Annotated in this window: 26 protein-coding genes and 1 tRNA gene; 6 read left to right on the forward strand and 21 right to left on the reverse strand. The window is 68.1% G+C overall.

The window, feature by feature from the left end; genetic code table 11:
* Positions 1 to 19: 19 nt before the first annotated feature.
* The 16 genes from ureG to hemN all read right to left on the reverse strand — a co-directional run bounded on the left by ureG (position 20) and on the right by hemN (position 15,074).
* On the reverse strand, positions 20 to 667 hold the full coding sequence (ureG, locus tag RZR99_RS03620; protein ID WP_323118380.1) for an urease accessory protein UreG: 648 nt from the start codon (positions 665 to 667) through the stop codon (positions 20 to 22).
* A gap of 11 nt (positions 668 to 678) precedes the next feature.
* Positions 679 to 1,359: an urease accessory protein UreF gene (locus RZR99_RS03625; protein WP_323118381.1), complete on the reverse strand. Its 681-nt coding sequence runs from the start codon at positions 1,357 to 1,359 to the stop codon at positions 679 to 681.
* Positions 1,346 to 1,951 carry an urease accessory protein UreE gene (ureE, locus tag RZR99_RS03630; protein ID WP_323118382.1) on the reverse strand — a complete coding sequence of 202 codons (606 nt, stop codon included), beginning with the start codon at positions 1,949 to 1,951 and terminating at the stop codon, positions 1,346 to 1,348. The genes RZR99_RS03625 and ureE overlap by 14 nt, the downstream gene beginning before the upstream one ends.
* A 30-nt stretch (positions 1,952 to 1,981) precedes the next feature.
* A complete protein-coding gene (gene ureC, locus RZR99_RS03635; protein WP_323118383.1) occupies positions 1,982 to 3,688 on the reverse strand; it encodes an urease subunit alpha in 1,707 nt (568 codons plus the stop codon).
* Positions 3,689 to 3,734: 46 nt separating this feature from the next.
* Positions 3,735 to 4,040 (reverse strand): urease subunit beta, encoded by a 306-nt coding sequence (locus RZR99_RS03640; RefSeq protein ID WP_323118384.1) that lies wholly within the window; start codon positions 4,038 to 4,040, stop codon positions 3,735 to 3,737.
* Between the two features lie 86 nt (positions 4,041 to 4,126).
* The gene (locus RZR99_RS03645; protein WP_323118385.1) at positions 4,127 to 4,429 is read right to left on the reverse strand and encodes an urease subunit gamma; all 303 of its coding nucleotides are present in this window, start codon (positions 4,427 to 4,429) and stop codon (positions 4,127 to 4,129) included.
* A 223-nt stretch (positions 4,430 to 4,652) separates the two neighbouring features.
* Positions 4,653 to 5,528 carry an urease accessory protein UreD gene (locus tag RZR99_RS03650; RefSeq protein WP_323118386.1) on the reverse strand — a complete coding sequence of 292 codons (876 nt, stop codon included), beginning with the start codon at positions 5,526 to 5,528 and terminating at the stop codon, positions 4,653 to 4,655.
* Positions 5,529 to 5,649: 121 nt separating this feature from the next.
* A complete protein-coding gene (gene urtE, locus RZR99_RS03655) occupies positions 5,650 to 6,342 on the reverse strand; it encodes an urea ABC transporter ATP-binding subunit UrtE (protein ID WP_323118387.1) in 693 nt (230 codons plus the stop codon).
* 4 nt (positions 6,343 to 6,346) lie between these two features.
* The gene (gene urtD / locus RZR99_RS03660) at positions 6,347 to 7,192 is read right to left on the reverse strand and encodes an urea ABC transporter ATP-binding protein UrtD (protein WP_323118388.1); all 846 of its coding nucleotides are present in this window, start codon (positions 7,190 to 7,192) and stop codon (positions 6,347 to 6,349) included.
* The gene (urtC, locus tag RZR99_RS03665) at positions 7,189 to 8,370 is read right to left on the reverse strand and encodes an urea ABC transporter permease subunit UrtC (RefSeq protein WP_323118389.1); all 1,182 of its coding nucleotides are present in this window, start codon (positions 8,368 to 8,370) and stop codon (positions 7,189 to 7,191) included. Before urtC ends, urtD begins: the two co-directional genes overlap by 4 nt.
* A gap of 1 nt (position 8,371) precedes the next feature.
* Positions 8,372 to 9,997 (reverse strand): urea ABC transporter permease subunit UrtB, encoded by a 1,626-nt coding sequence (gene urtB, locus RZR99_RS03670; RefSeq protein WP_323118390.1) that lies wholly within the window; start codon positions 9,995 to 9,997, stop codon positions 8,372 to 8,374.
* An 88-nt stretch (positions 9,998 to 10,085) separates the two neighbouring features.
* Positions 10,086 to 11,393, reverse strand: a complete 1,308-nt coding sequence (urtA, locus tag RZR99_RS03675; protein ID WP_323118391.1) for an urea ABC transporter substrate-binding protein — start codon at positions 11,391 to 11,393, stop codon at positions 10,086 to 10,088.
* An 845-nt stretch (positions 11,394 to 12,238) separates the two neighbouring features.
* Complete coding sequence (locus RZR99_RS03680; protein WP_323118628.1) at positions 12,239 to 12,562, reverse strand: rhodanese-like domain-containing protein; 324 nt, start codon at positions 12,560 to 12,562, stop codon at positions 12,239 to 12,241.
* Positions 12,563 to 12,579: 17 nt separating this feature from the next.
* Positions 12,580 to 13,233: a protein-L-isoaspartate O-methyltransferase family protein gene (locus tag RZR99_RS03685; protein ID WP_323118392.1), complete on the reverse strand. Its 654-nt coding sequence runs from the start codon at positions 13,231 to 13,233 to the stop codon at positions 12,580 to 12,582.
* A gap of 101 nt (positions 13,234 to 13,334) precedes the next feature.
* Complete coding sequence (locus RZR99_RS03690) at positions 13,335 to 13,592, reverse strand: hypothetical protein (RefSeq protein ID WP_323118393.1); 258 nt, start codon at positions 13,590 to 13,592, stop codon at positions 13,335 to 13,337.
* A 90-nt stretch (positions 13,593 to 13,682) separates the two neighbouring features.
* Positions 13,683 to 15,074: an oxygen-independent coproporphyrinogen III oxidase gene (gene hemN / locus RZR99_RS03695; RefSeq protein ID WP_323118394.1), complete on the reverse strand. Its 1,392-nt coding sequence runs from the start codon at positions 15,072 to 15,074 to the stop codon at positions 13,683 to 13,685.
* A gap of 165 nt (positions 15,075 to 15,239) precedes the next feature.
* On the opposite strand from hemN, the gene RZR99_RS03700 reads away from it, so the two are divergent.
* The 3 genes from RZR99_RS03700 to RZR99_RS03710 all read left to right on the forward strand — a co-directional run bounded on the left by RZR99_RS03700 (position 15,240) and on the right by RZR99_RS03710 (position 17,058).
* Complete coding sequence (locus tag RZR99_RS03700) at positions 15,240 to 15,569, forward strand: YkgJ family cysteine cluster protein (RefSeq protein WP_323118629.1); 330 nt, start codon at positions 15,240 to 15,242, stop codon at positions 15,567 to 15,569.
* The gene (locus tag RZR99_RS03705; protein WP_323118395.1) at positions 15,566 to 16,147 is read left to right on the forward strand and encodes a DUF1439 domain-containing protein; all 582 of its coding nucleotides are present in this window, start codon (positions 15,566 to 15,568) and stop codon (positions 16,145 to 16,147) included. Before RZR99_RS03700 ends, RZR99_RS03705 begins: the two co-directional genes overlap by 4 nt.
* An 80-nt stretch (positions 16,148 to 16,227) precedes the next feature.
* A complete protein-coding gene (locus tag RZR99_RS03710; protein WP_323118396.1) occupies positions 16,228 to 17,058 on the forward strand; it encodes an undecaprenyl-diphosphate phosphatase in 831 nt (276 codons plus the stop codon).
* A gap of 91 nt (positions 17,059 to 17,149) precedes the next feature.
* Here the strand turns inward: RZR99_RS03710 and trmB are convergent, their stop codons facing one another.
* The 3 genes from trmB to RZR99_RS03725 all read right to left on the reverse strand — a co-directional run bounded on the left by trmB (position 17,150) and on the right by RZR99_RS03725 (position 18,721).
* Entirely contained in the window at positions 17,150 to 17,932 is a 783-nt protein-coding gene (gene trmB / locus RZR99_RS03715; RefSeq protein ID WP_323118397.1) for a tRNA (guanosine(46)-N7)-methyltransferase TrmB, read from the reverse strand.
* A gap of 164 nt (positions 17,933 to 18,096) precedes the next feature.
* Positions 18,097 to 18,171, reverse strand: a tRNA-Gly gene (locus RZR99_RS03720).
* A 193-nt stretch (positions 18,172 to 18,364) separates the two neighbouring features.
* Positions 18,365 to 18,721, reverse strand: a complete 357-nt coding sequence (locus RZR99_RS03725) for a hypothetical protein (protein ID WP_323118398.1) — start codon at positions 18,719 to 18,721, stop codon at positions 18,365 to 18,367.
* On the opposite strand from RZR99_RS03725, the gene RZR99_RS03730 reads away from it, so the two are divergent.
* The 3 genes from RZR99_RS03730 (at position 18,716) to RZR99_RS03740 (ending at position 20,428) form a co-directional block, all read left to right on the forward strand.
* Positions 18,716 to 19,195, forward strand: a complete 480-nt coding sequence (locus tag RZR99_RS03730; RefSeq protein WP_323118399.1) for an alpha/beta hydrolase — start codon at positions 18,716 to 18,718, stop codon at positions 19,193 to 19,195. The genes RZR99_RS03725 and RZR99_RS03730 overlap by 6 nt on opposite strands.
* Positions 19,196 to 19,672: 477 nt before the next feature.
* Entirely contained in the window at positions 19,673 to 20,059 is a 387-nt protein-coding gene (gene crcB, locus RZR99_RS03735; protein ID WP_323118400.1) for a fluoride efflux transporter CrcB, read from the forward strand.
* Between the two features lie 24 nt (positions 20,060 to 20,083).
* A complete protein-coding gene (locus RZR99_RS03740; RefSeq protein ID WP_323118401.1) occupies positions 20,084 to 20,428 on the forward strand; it encodes a DUF190 domain-containing protein in 345 nt (114 codons plus the stop codon).
* 35 nt (positions 20,429 to 20,463) lie between these two features.
* On the opposite strand, the gene RZR99_RS03745 is transcribed toward RZR99_RS03740, so the two are convergent.
* The gene (locus RZR99_RS03745; RefSeq protein WP_323118402.1) at positions 20,464 to 21,027 is read right to left on the reverse strand and encodes a YggT family protein; all 564 of its coding nucleotides are present in this window, start codon (positions 21,025 to 21,027) and stop codon (positions 20,464 to 20,466) included.
* A gap of 75 nt (positions 21,028 to 21,102) precedes the next feature.
* Positions 21,103 to 22,059, reverse strand: a complete 957-nt coding sequence (locus RZR99_RS03750; protein ID WP_323118403.1) for a Rossmann-like and DUF2520 domain-containing protein — start codon at positions 22,057 to 22,059, stop codon at positions 21,103 to 21,105.
* Positions 22,060 to 22,487 lie beyond the last annotated feature (428 nt).

Consider the following 22,487-nt stretch of genomic DNA (forward strand, 5'->3'; position numbering starts at 1 on the left):
CTTCGTGCCCGGCCGGCGCTCAGGCCGTCAGCAGCCCCTTCTTCTCGATGAACGCGATCACGTCGGCAACGCCGTCGAGCGCTTTCAGATTGCACATCACGTACGGACGTTCGCCGCGCATCTTGCGCGTGTCCGATGCCATCACGTCGAGATTCGCGCCGACCATCGGCGCGAGATCCGTCTTGTTGATCACCAGCAGGTCCGATTTCGTGATGCCGGGGCCGCCCTTGCGCGGAATCTTCTCGCCGCCCGCGACGTCGATCACGTAGATCGTCAGGTCCGACAGCTCGGGACTGAAGGTGGCGGCCAGGTTGTCGCCGCCGGATTCGATGAACACGATGTCCGCGTCGGGAAAGCGCGCGAGCATCCGGTCCACCGCCTCGAGATTGATCGATGCGTCCTCGCGGATCGCCGTGTGCGGACAGCCGCCCGTCTCGACCCCCATGATCCGCTCCTCGGGTAGCGCGCCCGCGACGGTCAGCAGCCGCTGATCTTCTTTCGTGTAGATGTCGTTGGTGATCGCGACGAGGTCGTAGCGGTCGCGCATCGCCTTGCAGAGCATTTCGAGCAGGGTGGTCTTGCCGGAGCCGACCGGGCCGCCGATGCCGACGCGTAGCGGCGGCAGTTTCCGGGTGCGGCGGGCGGCGGACGAAGGAGGTGTATTCATGATGGATGAGATCAGGAGCGGAACAGCCGCGAGTATTGCGATTCGTGCCGCGACGACAGGATGCCGAGCTGCGGCGCGAACGTGTTGAGATCGGCGGGCGCGGTCGCGAGCGCGCGGCGCACCGCGTCGCGGATCGGCGCGCGCAGCGCGACCAGGATCTTTTGTCCGGCCAACTGCCCGAGCGGCACGGCCTTCAGCGCGGCGGCCGTCTGGTTCTCGATCCAGCCGAATGCATAGGCGGTCAGCGCCGCCTCGGCGCCCGCATCGTGCGCGGCCGCGGCGAAGGCGAACGCGGTCGGCAGCGCGACCGGCGTCAACGACGCGAGCGTCGCGCGCCGCGCCGCATCGCCCCATTCGAGCGACGTGCACAGCTGCGCGAGCGACCAGCCCATCTGAGCGGTCTCGCGGCGCAACTCGGCCGATTCGCGGCTGGCGAGGAATTCCTCGTCGGCGTCGGCGAGCGCGGCCGCGTCGTGGTGCCGCCAGCGCGCGAGCTGATGCGCGAGAAACGGCAGCTCGCCGGACGCGAGCACGTCGGCGAGCCCGCTCGCGATCCAGTCGCGCGCGCTGTCGGCGTCGCGGATCAGGTTTGCGTCGAGCGCGGCTTCCAGGCCCTGCGAATAGCTGAACGCGCCGATCGGCAGCGCCGGCGACGCGAGGTGCAGCAGCGCGACGAGTTCAGCGGTGTCCATGGCCGTGCGCGTGCGAGCAGGACGGACCATGCGGGTGGTCGTGGTCGTGAGCATGATCGTGACCGTGCGAATGACCATGATGTTCGCCGAACACCTGCTGCGCGAGCGCGTAGTCTTCCGCGAAGGTCGCATCGTGTCCGTGACGATGGCCGCCGCCGTATGCGCCCGATTCCGGCTGGAACGTGGCCGCCACGCGCTCGACCGTCGCGCCGACGCGCGTCAGCATGTCGGCGAGCACCGGATCGTCCTCGAGCTTCAGATAATCGGCGCCGACCTCGACCGGCGTGTGCCGGTTGCCGAGGTGGTAGGCGGCGCGCGTGAGCGTCAGCCGGTCCGGCGCGCGTACCAGCAGCACCGCTTCGGCCGCCGCCGCGATCCGCACCAGCGCGCCGTCGTCGGCCACCAGCACGTCGCCGTCGCGCAGCACCGTGCCGCGCGGCAGCACCAGCGCGATCTCTTCGCCGCCGTCGAGCGTCGCGGCGAGCCGGCTCCTGCAGCGCGCGTCGTAGGAGAGGGTGAGCGTCGGCGCGCGCGCGACGAGCGAGGCGGCGAGCTTCACGTTGGGGGCGATGCGTTTGTCGAGGGTGCGCATGGATCGGGTGTCGTCGGAATGTCGAAAGCGTCAGAACAGGAAGTAGCGCTGTGCCATCGGCAGCACGGTCGCGGGCTCGCAGGTCAGCAGCTGGCCGTCGGCGACCACGTCGTAGGTCTCGGGATCGACGCTGATCGACGGCCGCCACGCGTTGTGGATCATGTCGTCCTTGGTCACGCTGCGGCAGCCGCGCACCGGCACCACGCGCTTCGCGAGCCCGTAGCGCTCGGCGATGCCCGCGTCCGCCGCCAGTTGCGACACGAAGGTCAGCGAAGTCCGCGCGAGCGCGCCGCCGCGGGTCGCGAACATCTCGCGGTAGTGGACCGGCTGCGGCGTCGGGATCGACGCGTTCGGGTCGCCCATCTGCGCCATCGCGATCATCCCGCCCTTCAGGATCATCGCGGGCTTGATGCCGAAGAACGCGGGTTCCCACAGCACGAGATCGGCCCACTTGCCGGGTTCGATCGACCCGACCTCGTGCGCGATGCCGTGCGCGAGCGCCGGATTGATCGTGTACTTCGCGACGTAGCGCTTCGCCCGGAAATTGTCGTTGCGCGCGCCGTCACCCGGCAGCGCGCCGCGCTGCACCTTCATCTTGTGCGCGGTTTGCCACGCGCGGATGATGACCTCGCCGACCCGGCCCATCGCCTGCGAATCCGACGACACCATCGACAGCGCGCCCAGGTCGTGCAGGATGTCCTCGGCGGCGATCGTTTCGCGGCGGATCCGCGATTCGGCGAACGCCAGATCCTCGGCGATCGACGGGTCGAGGTGATGGCACACCATCAGCATGTCGAGATGTTCGTCGAGCGTGTTGATCGTGTACGGACGGGTCGGATTCGTCGACGACGGCAGCACGTTCAGCTCGCCGCACACCTTGAGGATGTCGGGCGCGTGGCCGCCGCCGGCGCCTTCGGTGTGATACGTGTGGATCGTGCGCCCTTTGAACGCGGCGACCGTCGATTCGACGAAGCCGCCTTCGTTGAGCGTGTCGGTGTGGATCGCGACCTGGGTATCGGTGTCGTCCGCGACCGACAGGCAGTTGTCGATCGCGGCGGGCGTCGTGCCCCAGTCCTCGTGCAGCTTGAGGCCGATCGCGCCGGCGGCGATCTGCTCGGTGAGCGGCTGCGGCAGGCTCGTGTTGCCCTTGCCGAGAAAGCCGAGGTTGATCGGCCAGCCGTCCGCCGCCTGCAGCATCCGCTCCAGGTGCCACGGACCGGGCGTGCAGGTGGTCGCGTTGGTGCCGGCCGCCGGGCCGGTGCCGCCGCCCAGCATCGTCGTCACGCCGGACGCCAGCGCTTCGTCGATCTGCTGCGGGCTGATGAAGTGGATGTGCGTGTCGATGCCGCCCGCCGTGACGATCATGCCTTCGCCGGCGATCACCTCGGTCGCCGCGCCGATCGCGATCGTGACGCCGGGCTGGATGTCCGGGTTGCCGGCCTTGCCGATCGCGGCGATGCGTCCGTGCTTGAGCGCGATGTCCGCTTTCACGATGCCCCAGTGATCGAGGATCACCGCGTTGGTGATCACGGTGTCGGCGACGTCGGCCGCGTTGCGCTGCGACTGGCCCATGCCGTCGCGGATCACCTTGCCGCCGCCGAACTTCACTTCCTCGCCGTAGATCGTGCAGTCGCGCTCGATCTCGATCAGCAGCTCGGTGTCCGCGAGGCGGATGCGGTCGCCCGTGGTCGGGCCGAACATTTCCGCGTACGCGCGGCGGCTCAAGCGTAGTGTCATGGTGTGGTCGAATCCGTGGATGGCGTGGCGGCGTGCGGCGCGTCGCTCAGAGCGGCCCCATCACCTTGCCCTGAAAGCCGTACACGACGCGCGCGCCGGCCAGTTCGACAAGCTCGACGGTGCGCGACTGGCCGGGCTCGAAGCGCACCGCGGTGCCTGCCGCGATATTCAGCCGGAAGCCGCGCGCCTGTGCGCGATCGAACGACAGCGCGTCGTTGACTTCATGGAAGTGGTAGTGCGAGCCGACCTGCACGGGGCGATCGCCGGTGTTCGAGACGCTCAGCACGATCGTCTTGCGGCCGGCGTTCAGTTCGTGCTCGCCGTCGTCGGTGAGGATTTCGCCCGGGATCACGAGGCCTCCCGTCCGAACGGGCCGGTGGAGGCGTCGGCGCGGGAGCGGCGGCGGGCGGAGTCGCGAAAGCGCAGCATGGCGTGCCTTCAAGGAATCGGATGATGAACGGTGACGAGTTTGGTGCCGTCGGGGAACGTCGCTTCGACCTGGATGTCGGGAATCATCTCGGGCACGCCGTCCATCACGTCGTCGCGGCCGAGCAGCGTCGTGCCGTAGTGCATGACTTCCGCGACCGTCCTGCCATCGCGCGCCGCTTCCATCAGCGCGGCGGTGATGAACGCCACCGCTTCCGGATAGTTGAGCTTCAGGCCGCGTGCCCGGCGGCGTTCCGCGAGCAGCGCCGCGGTGAAGATCAGGAGTTTGTCTTTCTCGCGGGGAGTCAGCTTCATGAAAGATGAATGCTTTGGAAAACGTAATATGTCGATGCCGGCTGCGTGGCCGACGATGCGCGGCTATCGTAGCACCGCGCTTTCGACTGTGGCGCGACGGCGCTGAATCCTTTGAGCAAGGGGCATGCCACGCGTTCTTTCGAGGCAAAACGCGCGATCGTGGTGCCGCGCGCACCGCGATGACGCGCGCCGATGAAAGGCATGCGTCAGGACGGTGCAGGCTTCAGGTTTGCCAGAGCCGCAGCGGCCGGGCGTCGACGCCGTGCACGATCGGACGCAGGTGCAGCCACTGCAGGACGAACAGCTGCTGGAGGGCTTCCATCGAATGCGCGAGCGCGCGGATGAGGATCACGCCGGGCGTCACGCAGCTGACGCCGGCGCGCAGCGTGTCGTCGAACGGCAGCTGCGGCGCGAGGGTTTCGGCGAGCGTATCGGTGCAGGCGGCGCCGAGCGCCCACAGCGCGCCGTAGACCGGAAAGCCGCCGAGCCCCTGCAGCGCGTTGCGCAGCGGATCGTCCGCGTACAGGTGCGCGCGTTCGGCCCAGAGCGCGCGGCCGTCGGCGCCGACGATCTTCGAATGCGATGCGATCCGCCCGGTCGACCAGGTTTCGCCTGCCGCCTGCCGGCCCAGTTGCGACGCATCCCAGCCGAGCACGCTCGCGCCTTCGCCGAGCGTCAGCCTGAAGTCGAGCGAGGCCTGCGCGGCGTCGAAGAAGAGGTTGTTTTGCGGCAACCAGTCGAGCTTCGCGTGCGCGCCGACCGCGATGTCGATCCGCTGCTTCGCGTCGAGCCCGTTCGATTTGTACCACTTGGTCGCGCCGGGCGTGGCGAGCACCGCGTGCGCGCCGTCGCCGATGCGCACGCGGATGTCGAGGCGATCGCCGCCCGCCATGCCGCCGGGCGGATGCACGATCACCGCGTGACAGATGCCGTCGCCTTCGGGATAGAGCGCGCGCTGGACCCGCAGCGGTCCGTCGTGCAGCCGGTGCACGAGGGTCGTGCGCGCGTCGCGTCGCTCGAAGCCGAGTTCCAGCCGGGCGCGCCATGATTTGGCGGCGGCGGTGCGGACGAGCGTAGCGTGGGAATCGTGGGCGGACATCGGTCGAATCGAGAAAGCGGGCGCGCTAATGCTACAGGATGCGAGCCGTCCGATGGGCGCGCCGCATGCGGCGCGCCGGATCCGATGAGCGGACCCGGCACTGCCCGCGCGAGGCAGCCGCTCAGACGGCGATCAGCTCGCGCACGCCATGCGCATCCATGTCGCCGCCCGCGCCGCCCGCGACGATCTCGCCGCGGCTCATCACCCAGTACCGGTCGGCGATCGAGCGCGCGAAATCGTAGTACTGCTCGACCAGCAGCACGGTCATCTTCGATTCCTCGACGAGCTGGCGCAGCGTGCGCCCGATGTCCTGGATGATCGACGGCTGAATGCCTTCCGTCGGTTCGTCGAGGATCAGCAGTCCGGGCTCGCTCATCAGCGCGCGGCCGATCGCGAGCTGCTGCTGCTGGCCGCCCGACAGGTCGCCGCCGCGCCGCGCGCGCATGTCCTTCAGCACCGGGAACAGCGCATAGATCCGGTCCGGCACCTTCGACGGCGCCTTGCGGCTCGCCGCGCCGACCAGCAGGTTTTCCTCGACGGTCAGCCGCGGGAAGATGTCGCGGCCCTGCGGCACGTATGCGAGCCCCGCCGCCACGCGCGCATACGGCGGCAGCGCGCCGAGCGCGCGGCCGCGCCACGCGACGCTGCCGCTCTTCGCGGGCACCACGCCCATCAGGCAGCGCAGCAGCGTGGTCTTGCCGACGCCGTTGCGGCCGAGCAGCACGGTCAGCTCGCCCTCGCGCGCGCTCAGGCCGACGTTGCGCAGGATATGGCTGCCGCCGTAGTACTGATTGAGTCCTTCGATCGTCAGCATCGCATCATCGTCCCAGATAAGACTCGATCACCGCTTCGTCGCGCTGTACCTGATCGAGCGTGCCTTGCGCGAGCACCGCGCCTTCCGCCATCACCGTCACGCGGCCCGTGTCGCCCGCGAGCGCCGCGACGAATTCCATGTCGTGCTCGACCACCATCATCGAGCAGGTGCCGCGCAGCGTGTTCAGCAGCTCGGCCAGCTCCATCGTTTCGTGGTCGGTCATGCCGGCCGCCGGTTCGTCGAGCAGCAGCAGCGCCGGCCGCTGCATCAGCAGCATGCCGATCTCGAGCCGCTGCTTCTGGCCGTGCGACAGTTCGCCCGCGAGACGGTATGCGCTGTCCTCGAGCCGCAGCAGCGCGAGCGTTTCCTCGATGCGCGCCTGCGCGGCGCGGTCGAGTCGCGCGCGCAGCGACGCGAGCCAGCGCTTGTCGGTCTGCATCGCCAGTTCGAGGTTTTCCCACACGGGATGCTGCTCGAACACGGTGGGTTTCTGGAATTTGCGGCCGATGCCCGTGCGGGCGATCTCCGGTTCGCTCATGCGCGACAGGTCGATGGTCTGGCCGAGAAAGACCTTGCCCGCGTCGGGCCGAGTCTTGCCGGTGACGACATCCATCATGGTCGTCTTGCCGGCGCCGTTCGGGCCGATCACGCAGCGCAGTTCGCCCGCGTCGATCGCGAGCGACAGCTTCTTCAGCGCGCGGAAACCGTCGAAACTCACTTCGACGTCCTCGAGGTAGAGGATCGTGCCGTGAGCGGTGTCGATCGCGCCGGGCGTCACCAGGCGCGACATCGGCGCGGAGCCGCTGACGGCGTGCAGGTCGCCGCCGAAGGGCGTGTGGGGATCGTTCATCGGCGCGCTCCTCGACCGGTCAGGGTGTCGATCAGACCCATGATGCCGCGCGGCAGCAACAGGGGCACCAGCACGAAAATCAGCCCGAGGAAGAACAGCCAGTATTCGGCGAAGTACGCGGTGAACACGCTCTTCGCGCCGTTGACCGCGAACGCGCCGACGATCGGCCCGATCAGCGTGCCGCGTCCGCCGACCGCGACCCAGATCGCCATCTCGATCGAATTGCCCGGCGACATCTCGCCCGGATTGATGATGCCGACCTGCGGGACGTACAGCGCGCCCGCGATGCCGCACAGCGCCGCCGACACGGTCCACACGAACAGCTTGTACGCGAGCGGACTGTAGCCGAGGAACATCAGCCGGGTTTCGCCGTCGCGCACCGCGGTGACGACGCGCCCGAGCTTGCTCGTGACGATCGCGCGCGCGGCGACGAACGACAGCACGAGGGTCGCGAAGGTCAGCAGGAACAGCGTCGTGCGGGTGCCCGGCGAGGTGATCGCGAACCCGGCGATCCGCTTGAAGTCGGTGAAGCCGTTGTTGCCGCCGAAGCCGGTTTCGTTGCGATAGAACAGCAGCATCGCGGCGAACGTCATCGCCTGCGTGATGATCGACAGGTATACGCCCTTCACGCGCGAGCGGAACGTGAAATAGCCGAAGACCCAGGCGAGCGCCGCGGGTACCAGGATCACCAGCGCGAGCGCGTAGGCGAGATGGCTGGTGCCGCTCCAGTACCACGGCAGCTGGTGCCAGTCGAGGAACACCATGAAGTCGGGCAGGTCGCTGCCGTACTTGCCGTCGCGGCCGATCGCGCGCATCAGGTACATGCCCATCGCATAGCCGCCGAGCGCGAAGAACAGGCCGTGGCCGAGGCTCAGGATGCCGCAGTAGCCCCACACCAGGTCGAGGGCGAGCGCGGCGATCGCGTAGCACATCAGCTTGCCGGTGAGCGTCATCGCATAGGCGGACAGATGGAACGCGCTCGTCTCGGGCACCACCAGCGCGGCGAGCGGCACGCCGACGCCGATCGCGATGCACAGCGCGAGCAGCGCGAGCCACGCGCGCCGCGACAGCAAGGCGGGGCGCGGCGGCAGGCCGAGCGCGAAGCCGGTGGCCGGCGCGTCGGCGCCGGGTGCGACGGCGGGCTTCGGCGCGGACAGGGGTTGGGCGATCGATGTCATGTCAGGCCTCCGCGCTGCGGCCCTTCGGGGCGAACATGCCCTGCGGGCGCTTCTGGATGAACAGCACGATCATCGCGAGCACGATGATCTTCGCGAGCACCGCGCCCCAGAACGGCTCGATCGCCTTGCTGACGAGCCCGAGCCCGAAGCCGCCGAGCACCGTGCCGGCGATCTGCCCGACGCCGCCCAGCACCACGGCCATGAACGAATCGATGATGTAGTTCTGGCCGAGATCCGGGCCGACGTTGCCGATCTGCGACAGCGCGCAGCCGCCGAGACCGGCGATGCCCGCGCCGAACGCGAACGCATACGAATCGACCCGCGCGGTCTTCACGCCGACGCACGCGGCCATCCGGCGATTCTGCGTGACCGCGCGCACGAACAGGCCGAGCCGCGTTTTCGTCAGGACGGCCCACGCGATCGCGACGACGATCAGCGCGAACGCGAGGATCGCCAGGCGGTTGTACGGCAGGATCAGGCCTTGCATCACGGTGACGCCGCCGCTCATCCACGACGGATTCTCGACCTGCACGTTCTGCGCGCCGAAGATCGTCCGGGTCGCCTGGATCAGGATCAGGCTGACGCCGAAGGTGGCGAGCAGCGTTTCGAGCGGGCGGCCGTACAGGTGCTTGAGCACCGTGCGCTCGAGCACGATGCCGATCGCTGCCGCGGCGGCGAACGACGCGGGTATCGCGAGCAGCGGATACCAGTCGAACGCGCCGGGCAGGTAGCGCTGCACCAGCGCCTGCACCGCATAGGTCGCATACGCGCCGATCATCAGGAATTCGCCGTGCGCCATGTTGATCACGCCGATCAGCCCGTAGGTGATCGCCAGGCCGAGCGCGGCGAGCAGCAGCACGCTGCCGAGCGACAGCCCCGCGAACAGCGTACCGACGATCTCGCTGCGACGCTGGAGCGCATGCAGCGCGTCGAGGCCCTGCCGGGCCGCATCGCGCACCTGTGCATCGGGTTCGACGTCGCTGCCGTCCGGATTCTTCGCGACCAGCGGCCGCAACTGCTCGATCATGTCGAGGTCGCGTCGCGCGGCGACGAGCCGCACCGCTTCGAGGCGTTTCGCCGGATCGGCGTCATGCAGCGCGGCGATCGCCCACAGCGCGTCGAGGCGGCGCTTGAGCGCCGGATCGGTTTCCTTCGTGCGCGCCTGGTCGATCAGCGGCTTCAGCGATGCGTCGGGATTCTTCAGCAGCGCGTCGATCGCGGCGCGGCGCGCGGCGGGATCGGGCGACGCGAGGTCGAGCCCCGACAGCGCGTTCGCGATCTTGCTGCGCAGCAGGTTGTTGAGCATCACGGGCTGTGCGTCGCCGGCCGGCGCGGGCGCCTGCGTGACGGCGTCGCGTGCGGTGTCGCCGGTCTGGATCAGGAGGCGTCCGGCGTCGGTGGCGAGCGCGTCGCCGTTCGCGAGCGCGTTCAGCAGCGCGACGGCGGGCGGATCGCCGGCGGCGGCGAGGTGGTCGATCGCGGCGGCCTTCGCGTCGAAATCGTCGCCGGCGAGCGCGGCGGCATCGGCGGCGGCCAGCGCGAACGCGGCGGGCGTTGCGGCGGCGAGCGTCAGGAAGACGGCGAGCGCGGCGAGTGCGCGCGCCGCGCGGCGGGAAAGCATCGGCATCGGTACATCCTGGCAGGCGGAAAGGGCGCGCGCGGCACGGCCGCGCGCGGGCAGGGCGCCGCGTGAGCACGCGGCGCCGGCGGGGGCGTCACGCGACGGCGACGCGGCTGCGGCGCAGGAACGCCGGAATCGAGCTGACCACATCGGGCTTGCCCTGATTCCCCGCGATGTACGGGCTCCACGGCTGCGCGCGGATCGCGGTCTTGGTCTTCCACACCACGTTGAACTGACCGTCGCCGCGAATCTCGCCGATCATCACCGGCTTGTGCAGGTGATGGTTGCCGTCCATCGCCAGCGTGAAGCCCGACGGCGCGGCGACGGTCTGCCCGATCATCGCGACGCGCACCTTGTCGACGTCGGCGCTCTTCGCCTTCTCGACCGCCTGCTTCCACATGTGGATGCCGACGTAGGTGGCCTCCATCGGATCGTTGGTCACGCGCTTCGCGCCGCCCGGCAGGTTCTGCGACTTCACCCAGGCGGCGAACTGGTCCTTGAACTTCGTGTTGGTCGGGTTCTTGACCGACATGAAGTAGTTCCACGCGGCCAGGTGACCGACCAGCGGCTTGGTGTCGATCCCGCGCAGCTCTTCCTCGCCGACCGAGAACGCGACGACGGGCACGTCGGTCGCCTTGAGACCCTGGTTGCCGAGTTCCTTGTAGAACGGCACGTTCGAATCGCCGTTGATGGTGGAGATCACCGTGGTCTTGCCGCCCTGCGCGAAGGTCTTGATGTTCGCGACGATCGTCTGGTAATCGCTGTGGCCGAACGGCGTATAGATTTCCTGGATGTCCGCGTCCTTCACGCCCTTCGACTTCAGGAACGCGCGCAGGATCTTGTTGGTCGTGCGCGGGTAGACGTAGTCGGTACCGAGCAGGAAGAAGCGCTTCGCGCCGCCGCCTTCCGCGCTCATCATGTACTCGACGGCGGGCAGCGCCTGCTGGTTCGGCGCCGCGCCGGTGTAGAACACGTTGCGCGACATCTCTTCCCCTTCGTACTGCACCGGGTAGTACAGCAGGCCGTTCAGTTCCTCGAATACCGGCAGCACCGATTTGCGCGACACCGACGTCCAGCAGCCGAACACGCACGCGACCTTGTCCTGCGTGAGCAACTGGCGCGCCTTTTCCGCGAACAGCGGCCAGTTCGATGCGGGATCGACCACCACCGGCTGGATCGGCCGGCCGAGCACGCCGCCGCTGCGGTTGATTTCGGCGATCGTCATCAGCGCGGTGTCCTTCAGCGACGTTTCCGAGATCGCCATCGTGCCCGACAGCGAGTGCAGGATGCCGACCTTGAGCGGGCCGCCGGCCGGGTCCGCCGCACGCGCGAACGGGCTCTGTCCCGCGAGCGCCAGCGCGCCCGTCATCGATCCGAACTTCAACAGACTGCGACGTTTCATCGAATTCCCCTTGGCGTGTTGGAGTGCATGCGCACCGAATCGGGTGCGCTGCACGACGGGTCACGCAAGGCATGTGCCAGATCGCGTCCGGCGGACGCTGCCGCAAGGCCGGACGGGGCCGGCGTGACGAAAGCCGAGATCGCAGGCTGCATGCGGAGGCATCGCATGGGCCGTCGCGGTGCAGTGCGACGGGCTCAAATGGTGCATGGCCGGGCTGCGTCGGGTTGGGGCGAATTGGTTTGCCGGATCGTTCGGCGGCCTTGCGGATGGACGCGTCCGCGAGCGTTCGAGACAGTGGCGCGGCACGCTCGGGGCAACCTGGCCAAGACGGAGGTCGCCTTTTATCGAAGATCCTCTGACTCGGAGGCTGTCGGCGACGCACTCGGCGATGGCGTGTCGCCGGGCAACGTGCGGCGCGCGCCTGATGTGCCCCGGGCGCGACTATTTGGGGAGGCCGGGACTGCGCTGATCCCGATCGGTGCCGTCGCGCGTAAGCCGCGTGAAGGTAAACGGAGTCATGCGTCGGCGACGTCGGAGATTTTCGGAAGGATGTGAAGACGCGCGATGTGGGCGCTTTCTTCGCGTACTCTCTGCCGTCGATCGTCACGAGCGCATGGGAGGCGCAATCGTGCGGACGAACGCGGCGATGTGTCGTGTCGAGGCGGGATCAGTAGCGGGATGCAACGAACGGATCGGCGTTGCGCGACCGCGCGAGGCTGCGTGCGTTGCAGGCTGCGCCGCGTCGTGGAGCCGCGCGACTTGAAGCGAGCCGCGAATGCGCGGGAACAAACGGAAGAGGACGGGCGGGGACGGCGCGCACGGCGGCGCGCCGCATCAAGGCAGGCTCAGTAGCGGGGCACCGACGGATCGACGTCGCGCGACCAGGCATCGATGCCGCCTTGCAGGTTGTACAGCTTCGTGAAGCCGCGCGACGCGAGGAACATCGCGACTTGCGCGCTGCGCATGCCGTGGTGGCACACGCAGACGATCTCCGCTTCGTCGTCCAGCTCTTCGCTGCGCGCGGGGATCTGCTGCATCGGAATCGACACGCTGCCGGCGATCTTCGCCGTATCGATTTCCCACGGCTCGCGCACGTCGAGCACGACGGGCGCGGTGCGCGACGAATCGGCGAGCCACGCGGCGAGGGCGGGCGCGGTCAGGATCTGCATCGACATCGGGGGCCCGCTCAGAACTTGAAGCGCGATGGCTCGACGGCGTTCGCGAGGTGCTCGACATAGGTTTCGAACACGTCGGCGACGCGGAACTGCTTGTCGTCGATGCGGGTGATGATCTGCGCCTTCATCACCGGACGGCCGCCGACGAACGCCGCGAGGCGCCCGCCCACCTTCAGCTGCTCGAGCAGTTCCTGCGGCACGACGGGCAGGCCGCCCGACACGCAGATCACGTCGTAGGGCGCCTTGGCCGGCAAGCCGCGCGAGCCGTCGCCGAGCACGACTTCCGCGTTGGTCACGCCGTTGTTCTTCAGGTTGTCTTCCGCGAGCTTCGCGAGCGTCGGATCGATCTCGACCGTGACCACGTGCTGGCTGCGATGCGCGAGCAGCGCCGCCATGTAGCCGGAGCCGGCGCCGATCTCGAGCACGCTTTCGTGCTTCTTGATCGCGAGTTCCTGCAGGATGCGCGCCTCGACGCGGGGGAACAGCATTTTCTGGTCGCCGGGCAGCGGCAGCTCCAGATCGGCGAACGCGATGTCGCGGTACGCGGCCGGAACGAAGTTTTCACGCTTGACGACCGACAGCAGGCCCAAGACCTCTTGATCCAGCACATCCCACGGGCGGATCTGCTGTTCGATCATGTTGAAACGCGCTTTTTCGATATTCATGGTGGTCATGCAGCCTGGACGGCCATCAGCGTGGATAGAAAAACCTGTCGATTGTACCAAACGGGGCGCGCATCTTGCCTTCAGAACCCCTGCAAGGGCGTTTACCGCTTGCTGTTCTTGATCTGCTCCTCGAACGCGAGGTCCAGCTTGCTGGCCTTGCGCGGCTTTTTCGGCCCGAATCCGTCGACGAACGCGACGAACTCGTCGAGCGGCAGCGGCTCGCACAGCTTCGCGGTGGCGCCGCCCGAGCGGTCGGCCAGATAAAAGAGGCCGCTCGGCAGGCTGACCGCCGCGTACTGCGGATGGTCCGAACGGGATTTCAGGCGTTCGACCGCGGAGGTCGCTCGGGTGGTGCGCATGGCGTGGCGTCAAACGGAGTGCGGGGAAGGCGCCACTTTAACAATATCCGGGCGCGAGCGCGCGGATTGCGCCGCCGCCCGCCGGCGGTTTCAGACCGTCTTCGAGTAGCGCGTCGCGGCCGTGCCGGACAGGTACGCGTCGAACACCATCGCGATGTTGCGGACGTACATCCGGCCGGCCGGATGGATCGTCAGCCGGTCGCCGGCGATCGACAGCAGGCTGTCCCGCTCGAAGCCGCGCAAGGTGTCCAGCTCGCGGGCGAACCGGTCGGCGAAGCGGATCCCGTAGGTCGCCTCGAACGGCGCGAACGGCAGTTCGAGATTGCACATCAGTTGGGTGATCAGGTCGCGGCGCAGGCGATCGTCGGCGGTGAGGCGCACGCCGCGCGCGATCGGCAGGCGCGCCGCGTCGAGCGCCGCGCCGTAGCCGGGCAAATCCTTCGCGTTCTGCGCGTAGACGTCGCCGACCTTGCCGATCGATGATGCGCCGATGCCGATCAGGTCGGTGTCCGCGCGCGTGCTGTAGCCCTGGAAGTTGCGCTGCAGCGTACCGTTGCGCTGCGCGCGCACCAGTTCGTCGCCCGGCCGCGCGAAGTGGTCCATGCCGATGTACACGTAGCCCGCGCCGGTCAGCTGCTCGATCGCGAGCCCGAGCAACGCGAGACGCGTCGCGGGCGAAGGCAGCGCCGCCGCGTCGATCTGCCGCTGCATCTTGAACAGATGCGGCATGTGCGCGTAGCCGAACACCGACAGGCGGTCCGGCGCCAGTTCGATCATCGTGTCGAGCGTGCGCGAGAAGCTGGCGACGCTCTGGTGCGGCAGCCCGTAGATCAGATCGACGCTCGTCGAGTGATAGCCGGTTGCACGGGCCGCGGCGATCAGGTCGGCGGTCATCGCGAGCGGCTGCACGCGATTGATCGCCTGCTGCACGGCCGGATCGAAATCCTGCACCCCGAGGCTCAGCCGGTTGAAGCCGAGCGTGCGCAGGTGCACCAGCGTGGCGGCCGATGCGCTGCGGGGATCGATTTCGATCGAGAACTCGCCGTGCGGATCCGGCGCGAGCGTGAAATGTTCGCGGGTGGCCGCCATCAGCTCTGCCGTTTCGCTGTCCGACAGGAAGGTCGGCGTGCCGCCGCCCCAATGCAGCTGCGTGACCGTGCGCGACGGATCGAACAGCGCCGCCTGCAGCGCGAGTTCCCGTTTCAGCTGGTCGAGATAGGGCCGCGTGCGCCGGCGGTTGCGGGTCGCGATCTTGTTGCAGCCGCAGTAGAAGCAGGCGGTGTCGCAGAACGGGATGTGGAAGTACAGCGACAGTTCGCTCGCCGCCGCGCCCGGGTCGGCGGCCGCGCGGACGTAGTCGGCGGGGTCGAAATCGTCGCGGAACTGCAGCGCGGTGGGGTAGGACGTGTAGCGGGGGCCGTTCGCGCTGTATTTCGACAGCAGGTCGGGGCGGAACAGGGTATCGGCGGGAAGCGGCGTCATGCGGGGCTCGAATCGTTCTCCAGGACGCCATTCAGTATATAAACGGCCGATTGACCTGAATTGTGTAATAACGTCGCAGCGGGCGATGGCACAATGCAGGTTCGGGCGGTGCGCAGCGGGTGTTGCGCGCCGCGTATTTCATCGAATTTGCGAGTGTTTGGCGTGATGTTTGCCGAAGTTGCAGAAAAATCGCCGGGGCCGCCGGCGCACGCGTGCCGCGAAGGATGCGCGGCGTGCTGCATCGCGCCGTCGATCTCGAGCCCGATTCCGGGCATGCCGCACGGCAAGCCCGCCGGCGTGCGCTGCATTCAGCTGGGCGACGACGCGCGCTGCCGGATCTTCGGCCGCCCCGAGCGCCCCGCATGCTGCTCCGGCTTGCAGCCGAGCGACGAGATGTGCGGCGCGTCGCGCGCGCATGCGCTCGCGTGGCTGACGCAGCTCGAGGCCGCGACACGGCCGCAGGCCCCGTCCCTTTTCGCAGGAGATTGTGCATGACCCAGACTCGCGTGCCGAACCGGCGCCGCTTTCTGTTCGCCGCCGGCGCCGCTGTCGGTGTGACCCTGTCGCTGGCCGCGTGCGCGTCGACGTTCCCGTTCATTCCCGACCACTACACGTTCTCGCAAGGCGACGTGCAGAAGGCGGTCGCGCGCAAATTCCCGTACCAGAAGACGGTGGCGCAGGTGGTCGACGTCGCGCTCGCGAATCCGGTGGTGGGGTTGAAGCCCGACCAGAACCGGGTGGCCGTGCAGCTCGACGCGCGCTTCGTGAGCCCGTTCCTGCGCACGCCGGTGAACGGCACCTTCACGGTGTCGGGCCAGCTCGCCTACGACGCGCCGAGCCGTTCGGTCGTGCTGAAAGCGCCGTCCGTCGACAGCGTGAACCTCGACGGCGACGCGCAGGCCTACACGCAGCAGGTCGGCGCAGCGGCGGGGATGCTCGCGACCCAGTTGCTGACCAACTATCCGATCTACACGTTCAAGCCCGAACAACTGCAATTTGCCGGGGTGAACTACGAACCCGGTACAATCACGATTCTTACAAACGGCATACGCGTGGCGATCGTCGAAAAATGACGTGACGCTGCACGTGCGGCCGGGTGGGCCGCGCCTGTGTCGTGGCCTGGGGTTGAGGCTTCTTCAAAATCGGGCCACGGATGGACTGGATACTGATCTGCAAAGCGCTGATTCTCGGCGTCGTCGAGGGGCTGACGGAATTTCTGCCGGTGTCGAGCACGGGGCATCTGATCGTCGCGGGCAGCTTCCTCAATTTCAATGATGCGCACGCCAAGACGTTCGATGTCGTGATCCAGTTCGGCGCGATCCTGGCGGTATGCTGGGAGTACCGGCGCCGGATCGGCGAAGTGGTGACGGGGCTGCCGTCCCAGCCGCAGGCGCGGCGCTTCACGCTCAATGTCGTGATCGCCACTATTCCGGCCATCGTGCTCGGCCTGCTGTTCGAGAAGGCGATCAAGGCGGCGCTGTTCTCGCCGGTGCCGGTCGCCTTCGCGCTGGTGGCGGGCGGTCTGGTGATCCTGTGGGCGGAAGCGCGCCAGCGGGATCGCGACGTGCCGCCGCGGGTGCGGACGATCGACGAGCTGACGCCGCTCGATGCGCTGAAGGTCGGCGCCGCGCAATGCTTCGCGCTGATTCCGGGGATGTCCCGCTCGGGCTCGACGATCATCGGCGGGATGCTGTTCGGTCTCGACCGGCGCGTAGCGACCGAATTCTCTTTCTTCCTCGCGATTCCGATCATCTTCGGCGCGACGCTCTACGAAACCGTGAAGGACTGGCATGCGTTCTCGGTCGATTCGATCGGGCTGTTCGCGCTGGGGCTGTTGGCGGCGTTCGTCAGCGCGTTCGCGTGCGTGCGCTGGCTGCTGCGCTACATCGCGTCGCACGATTTCACGGTGTTCGCGTGGTACCGGATCGTGTTCGGGCTGTTCGTGCTGCTGGTCGGCTACAGCGGCTGGCTCAACTGGAGCTGAGCGGCCGAGGCTGCGCGGCGGCTGGCCGATAAAAAAGGCGACGGCATGATGCCGTCGCCTTTTTGTTTGGGCGGGATGGAGCGGGCAGCGATCAGCCCGCGCGCTTCCTGAACACGAGATCCCATACCCCGTGCCCGAGGCGCAGGCCGCGCCGTTCGAACTTCGTCACCGGGCGGTAGTCGGGGCGCGGCGCGTACGCGTCGGCCGTGTTCTCGAGCGCGGGATCGGCGCCCAGCACGTCCAGCATCTGTTCCGCGTAGTTCTGCCAGTCGGTCGCGCAGTGGAGGTAGGCGCCCGGCTTGAGTTTCGATGCGAGCTGCGCGACGAACGGCGGCTGGATCAGGCGGCGCTTGTGATGGCGCGCCTTGTGCCACGGGTCCGGAAAGAAGATGTGCACGCCGTCGAGGCTCTCGGGCGCGATCATGTGTTCGAGCACTTCGACGGCGTCGTGCTGAATGATGCGGATGTTGGCCAGGCTGTGTTCGCCGATCAGCTTCAGCAGCGCGCCGATGCCGGGTTCGTGCACCTCGACGCCGAGGAAATCGTCGCCCGGGCGCAGCGCGGCGATCTCCGCCGTCGAGGCGCCCATGCCGAAACCGATCTCCAGAATGCGCGGCGCAGCGCGGCCGAAGGCCCGATCCCAGTCGAGGCGTTCGGGCGCGTAGGGGACGACGAAGCGCGGACCGAACTCGTCGAGCGCGCGGCGCTGGCCGGTGGATACGCGGCCGGCGCGCGTCACGAAGCTGCGGATGCGGCGATGATGGAGCGGGTTCGCCGCGCCGGACGCGCCATCTTCAGCGTGATGGCCGGGGGCGGTGTCGTCGGCGCTGGGGTCGTGGTGCGGCAGGCCGGTGTCGTTCGGATCGTGAATCATCGTGGCAAGACAAGGAATGGGCGAAAGCGGCCGAATCTCGTTGTGCGAGTGTAGCGCGCCGCCGGTGCGGCCGGCAGGCCCGCCCGATACGAAAAAGCCGCCTTCGACGAGGCGGCTTCGCGCGGACTACGGGCTGCGTTTCGGGTTGCCGGGCAGCGGAAAAGTGGAGCGGGCGATGGGAATCGAACCCACGTCATCAGCTTGGGAAGCTGAGGTAATGGCCATTATACGACGCCCGCAGAACGCGCAATTCTACAGGGCTTGGCACGAATCTGGCAAGCAACGCGGCCGCGGCGGACGGCATCGAAACCGGCATGGTCCGACGAGGACGGCGGCATCGCTCGACGCGTCGGGAATCATCGACTCATGTCTCCTGCGGAGCGTCCAGGCAACCGGCATCGAGTGTCGCGCTGCCCGCTCCGCTATCGGCGCCTATCTGGCGTCATCCCATGACGCCAGATAGGCGATCACCGCGCGCGATGCTTCGCGGCATATCTCCGGCGACACCCGGCCTTCCTTCGCATAGCCGTGCTTCATGCAGGCGAAAGCGATCTCCAGGCTGATGGTGGCGGCGTCGGGCGTCGAGGGCAGCGCCGCAAGCACGCCCATGCTCGCGGCCTTGGCGCGGAACAGCATGCCGAGGGTCGCGTTCTTGGCGTCGTGCGCCGCGAGATCGGTGTCGGAGAACGATCCGCGCAGGAGCAGGACGCAGGCGGCGGGATGGGCGTTGTAATACGCGGCCGTCACCTCGATCGCCGCATCGTCGCGGCGAAGAACCGGAATGTGCAAGGGATCGTCGGCATGACCTTTCCGGATCAGCGCATCCGGCAGGTTCGCGACGAGACGGCGTACAACCGCTTCATGAGCCGGGTCGGCGGGCCGTTCGCGACCCTGATGGCGCGGACGCCGTTCGCCGGACTGCGCGTGCCGATGTCCGCGGCCAGCAAGATGCACACGCTGGTCAACGACCCGGCCGCGCTGAAGGCCTGCCTGGCGGACAGGACCTCGGCGGGCAAGTGGGTGACCCCGAGCTTTCTGGCCAGCCACGCGGACTATCAGCCGGCGCTCGAGCCGGAACATTTCGACGTGTACCCGATCCTGCTGACGCAGCCCGCACAGGACCGATGGACGCCGTTGCACCTGAGTCAACTGTTCCTGCGGCGGATCGGGCAAGGTTCCCGTCACGGTGACGATGCTGGAAAACGCCGGACATTATCCGCTGGAGCAACCCGGACTGAATCGGATGGTGACGGCTGTCCATGATTTCTGCGTCGACGTGACGCGCGGGAACGGATGATCGAACCAGCCGGCGAATATCGGAGACGGACGTTTTCTCTGAGGACGGAGCGGGTCATGGCGTGCTCGATGAGTGGAACGGCGATCCTGCGGCGAAGCGGCATGAAAGACGCCATGACCTGTTGCCAGGCCTCGTTTTCCTTCGGCGCTTGTTTTGACGTCGGTCCGGAACGCTTTGCGGCTCGAGTTCTTCAACCAGCCGTCCGGCTCGCGCTGTCGTGTCCCTTCGGTTCGAGCACGCCCGTCGTCGCGCTCGTCCGTCAGGTCGAAACGTCCCGAAGCCCCCGCACGGTTGCGAAGCCGATCCCATTGCGCCTAAAGTAGATCCCGATCCCGCCCGAGGAAGCTCGCCGTCCGGCCGACCGCCCGCGCGGCCGGTCGGCCCGCGCCTCGCCGAACCCGGGGCGGCGGCTCGCGGCCGGCGCCCAACCTGAAGGAACCGCCTTGATCTATTCCATCCTCGCGATCTTCATCGGCGCCGGTCTCGGCGCGCTGTTGCGCTGGTTCCTGAGCCTCACCCTCAACGCGGTCCTGCCCGAGGTGCCGCTCGGCACGCTCGCGTCGAACCTGATCGGCGGCTACCTGATCGGCATCGCCGCCGTGGTGTTTACGACGAAGGCCGGACTCCCGCCCGAATGGCGGCTATTTGTCATCACCGGGTTCATGGGCGGGCTGACGACTTTCTCCACCTATTCCGTCGAAGTCATGACGCACGTGGTGCAGGGCGAAATCGGCTGGGCGATGACCGTGGCCGTCCTACACTTAATAGGGTCGTTCGTATTGACGGGACTCGGCATGTGGACCGCGCGCGCGTGGCTGATCGCGGCCTGATCCGCTGCCGGCGGAGGACGCATCATGGACAGGGTTTTCCTGCGCTTCTACGTGCACGAGAATCACCGGCTGCACTGGAAGCCGCTATGGGAGTGGCTGCTCGAGACGGCCAGCAGGACGGGCGTGGCGGGCGGCTCGGCGTTCCGGGCGATGGCGGGCTTCGGCCAGCATCACGTGCTGCACGAAGACCGTTTCTTCGAACTGCAGGGCTCGCTGGCGGTGGAGGTGGAGTTCGTCGTCACCGAGGCGGAGGCGCAGCGCCTCATCGAACTCGTGTCGCAGGAAAAGGTGCGGCTCTGCTATGCGATGATTCCCGCGCGCTTCGGTGTGATCGACAACCTCGATACCGCGCCGCCCGTCGCCAACTAGCGGGCGAACGGGCGAACGGGCGGACGGACGGGCGATCAGATCCCGAACAGCGTCATCGACACGGCGGCGCGCGTCACGATCATGATCAACACCTGCACGATCACGAACAGCAGGATCGGCGACAGGTCGATGCCGCCCAACTGCGGCAACACGCGGCGCAGCGGGTTCAGGAACGGCGCGGTCAATTGATACAGGATCGCCATCGCGGGCGAGCGCGGATTGAGCCACGACAGGAACGCCATCAGGATCGTCATCCAGAACACCAGTTGCAGCGTCCATTTCGCGACGGTCAGCAGCGCGACGACGATCAGTGTCGGCGCCATCGACATCGCGTCCACGCCCGACATCGTCACCATCAGCACCACGTAGACGAGCGAGGTCGCGAGCGCCGCGACGACGCTCGCCCAATCGATGCCCCGCACGCCCGGAATGATGCGGCGCAGCGGCAGCACGAGCCAGTTGGTGGCCTGCAGCACGGCCTGCGTGACGGGGTTGTACGGCGACACGCGCACGGCTTGCATCCAGACGCGCAGGATCAGGGCGGCGCCGAACAGCGTGAAGACGGTATTGAGCAGAAAGCGGGCGATCTCGCCGAACATCGTTGGAATCCTTTTTGTACAGTCGGGTAGCGTGAGGCCGCCGCGCAAGGCGACGGCGCATCGGGCGTCACCTTATCACGGCTTTTCCCGGGCGGGTGCACCCGGCGGGAGCGCGCGCCCGAGCGAGTTTTCGACCGCGCGCTCGAGCGCATCCAGCGACGCGGGCGGCGGGGTGCGGCGGCGGGCGAGCATCAGCGCGCGGCGGGTCAGCAGCGCGTAGAGCGCGGCGTGGTCGCCGCCGCGCGTTTCGAGCAGCGCGAGCTGCTGCTCGACGATACGCGCGTCGCCGCGCGACACGGGACCGGCCAGCGCGTTCGCCAGGCCCTTGTCGCGCGCGGTTTCGATCGTGCCGGCCAGCATCGGCAGCAGCGCGCGCAGCGCGTCGTCTTCGTCGAATCCGAGCGAACGCCACAGTTCCACGCATTCGGCCAGGTTGCACAGCGCGAAGCTCGCCGCGTAGTGCGCGGCCGCGTGATACAGCATCCGGCCGCCGGCCGGGATCGACAGCGGATGGCAGCCGAGCGCGGCCGCCAGCGCGGCCAGCGTGTCCTTGAGCGCGCCGTCGGCCTCGATCGTGACCGAGCAGCCGTCGATGCGGGCCAGATCGGCGTCGCCCCCGCCGAACAGATAAAGCGGATGGAAGCCGCCCGTCGCCGCGCCTTGCTCGCGCGCCGGGTCCAGCAGCGCGACGCCCGATGCGCCGCTGCAATGGACGAGCGCCTGCTCGTGCGAACGGGACGGATCGAAGCGCAGCCGGGCGGCAAGGGGGGCGAGTTCATCGTCGGGCACGGTCAGGAAGATCAGATCGGCGGCGTCGACCACCGCCTGCGGCGTGTCGAGCGCGGCGCAGCGCGGCGCGGCCGACGGTGCGGCGACGGCGGCGATCAGGTCCGCGAGCGCCTGCGCGGAGGCAGGCGCGCGGCTCGCGATCGCGGCGACCGGGTAGCCGGCCCGCGCGAAGCGGCGCGCGACGCAGCGGGCGAGCCGGCCCGCGCCGATGAAACCGAGACGAGGGAGGGCGGGTAAGGTCATGGGAAGCTCGGGAAGCCGTGGCACAGGCCGTCAGTATCGCGTATTCGCCGGCCGGTCAGGCCGGCTGCGACGGATTGTCCGGCGCGCGGGGTGGCGGAGCGGCCCGGCCCGGGCGCTGCCCCGTCAGCGCCTTGTCTCAAATTTGTAATCAATCATTACGGGACACGGTGCGGCGCGCGCGCCGGAATCGGTAAGAGTGCCCGATCGGTCCGGGCGTTTTTCGCGGGTCGGCCGAAGTGCCGCCCCGGCACGGCTCCGGACTTGCGCCGTTCACCGCGAAGCACCGTCCTGTAAGGCTTCCAGCAATTGCAATTTGCAACAAATGTGCATGGATCGTCATACGGGTTTTCGCTACATTGCATCCATACAGCAAGCAACCAGCGGCTGTCATGTGGCGCGCACTCTCTGCCGCGCCGCCAGGAGAACCG

It is taken from the genome of Burkholderia alba, assembly GCF_034721475.1.
GTDB classification, from domain to species: Bacteria; Pseudomonadota; Gammaproteobacteria; order Burkholderiales; family Burkholderiaceae; genus Burkholderia; species Burkholderia alba.